This is a genomic window from Cupriavidus sp. SIMBA_020, assembly GCF_046535395.1.
Lineage (GTDB): Bacteria > Pseudomonadota > Gammaproteobacteria > Burkholderiales > Burkholderiaceae > Cupriavidus > Cupriavidus campinensis.
The window spans coordinates 1-868 of record NZ_JAWRWU010000036.1 but is presented as its reverse complement, the minus strand read 5'-3'; the positions used below and the strand labels follow the sequence as shown (position 1 = coordinate 868).

2 protein-coding genes are annotated in these 868 nt (G+C 55.4%); both read right to left on the bottom strand.

From position 1 onward, the window contains the following. Window positions 1-90: 90 nt before the first annotated feature. A complete protein-coding gene (locus SB751_RS27995; protein ID WP_211944211.1) occupies window positions 91-384 on the bottom strand; it encodes a contact-dependent growth inhibition system immunity protein in 294 nt (97 codons plus the stop codon). 11 nt (window positions 385-395) lie between these two features. Beyond that, window positions 396-868 (bottom strand): RNase A-like domain-containing protein (locus SB751_RS27990; protein WP_410748786.1); only part of this gene is annotated, 473 nt, incomplete at its 5' end.

The window sequence follows — 868 nt, the reverse complement described above, 5'->3', positions numbered from 1 at the left end:
CTGAGTCCTGTGCAATACAGGACCCAGCCCTTGGCCGCGGCCTAACTTACCCGTCCAACTTTAGGGGGTCAGTTCACAAGGCGCCCTTTTTTATAGGCTTGCACTCACGCGCACTTTGATTTCCTCGAGGAAGGACGTGTAGGTGAAGCCCCAGAGCGACAGGTCGATGTGGTCGATGAATTCCTTCCGGTACGCGGCCTCCAGTTGGCCTGCGTTGTCCGTCTGGAATCGTTCGATCTCTTTAAGGACCTGTGCCCGGTCATCGGGGCTGGAACCCTCGATATACGCATCCATAACCTCCCCGAAGTTATCCCCAAACAAATCGTAGTCTTCATGGAAATAGCCACCGATAAGTTGGCCGAGTTCTGGGTATCTCTTGTGCACTTTCTTCCCTATCAAATATCGACGTACGCCGTAAGAATAAAGAACGGCATCCCGTTGTATTCCTCATTCTTGAGAACAACCGTGACATTGCGCCCTTCATTCACCTTTCCCGTTTGACGGCTTAGCACCTTACCGACGGGACGTGCGAATCGCTTTTCCAGTGTCAGGATCTGCTTGTTGGTGGATGACCACCCCAGAATCCGTGCGTGATATGCACTGAGCATTTCGGAGATTGCCGCTTCCGCAGTGGGCAGATTGAAGAATGTCGATGCGCTCCTACGGTCTGGCTCTCTGACCAGCCTCGCCCGCAACTGCGCCTCGGTCTGCGCGACGTGCTTCATGATCGTATGCCCACCGGGACCTTTCAGGGATTTCGCCTCGAACTCCATCAGGTGAAACCGCCCGGCGGTAATACTCGCCACCCGCGCCGCCTTCAGCATGCCAGCGAGGCCGAATCCCACACCAATATCCAGCGACAGCCCGA